Source organism: Devosia sp. (assembly GCF_041917035.1).
GTDB lineage: Bacteria > Pseudomonadota > Alphaproteobacteria > Rhizobiales > Devosiaceae > Devosia_A.
In genome coordinates, this window is sequence record NZ_JAYRYM010000329.1 from 1 (window position 1) to 3,486 (window position 3,486).

Consider the following 3,486-nt stretch of genomic DNA (forward strand, 5'->3'; position numbering starts at 1 on the left):
TAGCGGTTGCCGTCCGGCGTTTCGGCCAGCTGCCGGCCGATCCGGCCGTGCTCCTCGAACGCGCGATGCACGTTCCACAGCGGGCACGCCCCGCCGAAGCGGGGGAACTGCAGCGGCGTCGCCGAATGCCGCTTGGTGATGGTTCCCGCCGCGTCCACCCGCGCAAAGAAGAACGGCACGCCGCGGGCCTTGGGTCGCTGCATGGTCGAGAGCCGGTGGCCGACCTGCTCGAGCGAGGCGCCGAAGCGGAACCCCAGCTGCTCGATGTCGTAGGCGGTCTCGCCGGCCGCCGCCAGGAAGGCGCCGTAGGGCATCTGCAGCGCCCCGGCATAGTAGTTGGCGAGGCCCAGCCGGCAGATCGCCTCGGCTTCGCGGGTCTTGAACCGCGCCGCCGCGATGATGGCCTCGATCGGTTCGGCCTCGGCGATCAGCGCCAGTTGCGCGGCGAGCTGGAAATACAGCGTCGCGGGCGCCAGCCGGGCGTTCAGTCCGATCACCCGCCGCTCGCGGTCGTAGCGTCTGAGCGCCTCCGGCCGCTCCAGTTCCTCGAAGGCGACCGCGATGCCGTGCCGGCTTTCGATATGCGCCGCCAGCCGCTCGATCCGCCCGTGCAGTGCCGCGCCGATCTGCTCCGCCAAGGCTTCGGCGGCGGTGTCGAGCCGATCGACGTAGTTGTCGGCATAGTGGAAGAAGTCGCGCACCTCCTCATAGGTGGTCTGCAGGCCGCCCGCCGGGGCGCCGGCCATCGCGGCATCGACGCTGGCCAGCCGCTCGCCCGATTTCCGCCAGGCCTCGTAGAGCCGCAGCAGCGCGCGGGCCGTGTCCGGTGCACCGGTCGCCAGCGACTTTAGCTCGATCAGGCCCGGTGCCGTGTCGCCGAACACCGGGTCGGCTGTGGCTTCCCGCAGGTCGGCGAGCAGCCGGTCGGCGCGGTCCGACAGCAGTTCGGAGAGGTCCAGCCCGAACTTTTCGCTGAGCGCCAGCATCAGCGGCGCCGTCAGCGGCCGCTGGTTGTTCTCGATCTGGTTGAGGTAGGACACCGAGATTTCGAGCTGGCCGGCCAGCTCGCGCTGCGTCAGTCCCTGGCGCTGGCGCCCGGCCCGGACACGGCCGCCGGCGAAGATCTTCTGCTGGGCCATTTGCTATGTTCGCAAGTTCGCAATTTGCATGTTTGCAGAATTAGCACATCCGCACCTTCCTGTCTGCAAGCCGCCGTCCTCTGCTGTATGGTGTCGCGAACAGGGCAGGGGACCCCATGCAGAACATCATCGCCGCGCTCGAGGAAAAGCGCGCGGAGGCCCGCCTCGGCGGCGGGCAGAAGCGCATCGATGCCCAGCACGCCAAGGGCAAGCTGACCGCCCGCGAGCGGCTCGACGTGCTGCTCGATCCGGGCTCGTTCGAGGAATACGACATGTTCGTCACCCACCGCGCGGTGGAGTTCGGCATGGAAAAGACCATCATCCCGGGCGATGGCGTCGTCACCGGCTGGGGCACCGTCAACGGCCGGCTGGTCTATGTGTTCAGCCAGGATTTCACCGTCTTCGGCGGCTCGCTCAGCGAAACCCACGCGCAAAAGATCTGCAAGATCATGGATTTGGCCGTGCAGAACGGCGCCCCGGTAATCGGGCTGAACGATTCCGGCGGCGCCCGCATCCAGGAGGGTGTCGCCGCGCTCGGCGGCTATGCCGAGGTGTTCTGGCGCAACGTCCAGGCCTCGGGCGCCATCCCGCAGATCTCGGTGATCATGGGGCCGTCCGCCGGCGGCGCGGTCTACTCCCCGGCCATGACCGACTTCATCTTCATGGTGAAGGACACCTCCTACATGTATGTGACCGGCCCCGATGTGGTGAAGACCGTCACCTCCGAGATCGTCACCCACGAGGAACTGGGCGGCGCCTCCACTCACACCAAGATCAGCGCCGTCGCCGATGCCGCCTTCGACAACGACATCGAGACGCTGCTCGAGGTCCGCCGGCTGGTCGACTTCCTGCCGCTCAGCGCCACCGTGAAACCGCCGCGCCTCGCCACCAACGACACGATCGAGCGCTCCGAGCCGAGCCTCGACAGCATCATCCCGGCGAGCGCGGCCAAGCCCTACGACATGCGGGAGGTGATCACCCGCATCGCCGACGAGGGCGATTTCTTCGAAATCCAGAAGGAGCACGCCGGCAACATCCTCGTCGGGTTCGTCCGCATCAATGGCGAAAGCGTCGGCGTCGTCGCCAACCAGCCGCTGGTGCTCGCCGGCTGCCTCGACATCAACTCGTCGAAGAAAGCCGCCCGCTTCATCCGCTTCTGCGATGCCTTCTCGATCCCGATCCTCACCCTCGTCGATGTCCCCGGTTTCCTCCCCGGCGTGGCGCAGGAATATGGCGGCATCATCAAGCACGGCGCCAAGCTGCTCTTCGCCTATGCCGAGGCGACCGTCCCCAAGGTCACCGTCATCACCCGCAAGGCCTATGGCGGCGCCTACGACGTGATGGCCAGCAAGCACATCCGCGCCGACGTCAACTACGCCTGGCCCACCGCCGAAATCGCCGTGATGGGCGCCAAGGGCGCCACCGAGATCCTCTACCGCAGCGAACTGGGCGACAAGGACAAGATCGCCCAGCGCACCGCCGACTACGAATCCCGCTTCGCCAACCCCTTCGTCGCCGCCGAACGCGGCTTCATCGACGACGTCATCATGCCCCGCGAGACCAGGCGACGCGTCGCCCGCGCCTTCGAGACGCTCCGGCACAAGAAGGCGGTGATCCCGGCAAAAAAGCACGGGAACATTCCGCTGTGAGCCTGGCATGTCAGTCGCGCGTCGCGCGATCTGTGCCCCGACCACCGGCGGGCACCCTCCCCCTCGCGGGGAGGGTTGGGGAGGGGGGAACACCACGCTCCGGTCCGGCATCATGAGCACCGACCTCGCCCGGAAGCTGCGCCGCAGTTCCACCGCCCCCGAGCGGCGCCTGTGGCGTTTGCTCTACCCCTTGCGGAGCGGCAGCTTCCATTTCCGCAAGCAGGTGCAGGTTGGCGAGTACTATGTCGATTTCGCCTGCCTCCACGCCGGGCTGGTGATCGAGCTCGACGGCGAGACGCATGCCTCCGGGCTTGCGCAGAGCAACGATGCCACGCGGGACGACTACCTCGCCGGCCGAGGCTTCCACGTCCTGCGCTTCAGCAACGACGATGTCATGACCAACCCCGAGGGTGTGTTCACCGTGATCTCAACTGCCTTGGCGACCCGCCCGGCCAACCTGCGCGCGGCCACCCCCTCCCCAACCCTCCCCGCATGGGGGAGGGTGCCCGCCGGTGGGGGAAGCACATTTGTGCCACAAGCACAGAACGGCACCTCCCCCCTTTCGGGGGAGGTTGGGAGGGGGGGTGCCTCAGGCTCGAACCTCGGCGAGGGTACCCCCTGATGTTCCAAAGCCTCCTCATCGCCAATCGCGGCGAGATCGCCTGCCGAATCATTCGTACCGCCCGGCGCATGGGCAT

Annotated in this window: 4 protein-coding genes; 3 read left to right on the plus strand and 1 reads right to left on the minus strand. The window is 67.6% G+C overall.

Features of this window, described 5'->3' with window-relative positions; translation table 11 throughout:
* A partial coding sequence (locus ACE3TU_RS20415; protein WP_374627592.1) for a short-chain fatty acyl-CoA regulator family protein occupies positions 1-1,139 on the minus strand: 1,139 nt, incomplete at its 3' end.
* 116 nt (positions 1,140-1,255) lie between these two features.
* Here ACE3TU_RS20415 and ACE3TU_RS20420 point away from each other — a divergent pair.
* The 3 genes from ACE3TU_RS20420 to ACE3TU_RS20430 all read left to right on the plus strand — a co-directional run.
* Complete coding sequence (locus ACE3TU_RS20420; RefSeq protein WP_374627594.1) at positions 1,256-2,788, plus strand: acyl-CoA carboxylase subunit beta; 1,533 nt, start codon at positions 1,256-1,258, stop codon at positions 2,786-2,788.
* A gap of 112 nt (positions 2,789-2,900) precedes the next feature.
* Entirely contained in the window at positions 2,901-3,410 is a 510-nt protein-coding gene (locus ACE3TU_RS20425; RefSeq protein ID WP_374627596.1) for an endonuclease domain-containing protein, read from the plus strand.
* Positions 3,410-3,486, plus strand: a 77-nt coding sequence (locus ACE3TU_RS20430; RefSeq protein WP_374627598.1) for a biotin carboxylase N-terminal domain-containing protein, incomplete at its 3' end; no start/stop codon positions are given. The genes ACE3TU_RS20425 and ACE3TU_RS20430, both read left to right, overlap by 1 nt.

Coding starts and splice junctions, on each gene's coding strand:
- ACE3TU_RS20425 (WP_374627596.1), top strand. CDS start 2,901: ATGAGCACCGACCTCGCCCGGAAGCTGCGCCGCAGTTCCACCGCCCCC.
- ACE3TU_RS20420 (WP_374627594.1), top strand. CDS start 1,256: ATGCAGAACATCATCGCCGCGCTCGAGGAAAAGCGCGCGGAGGCCCGC.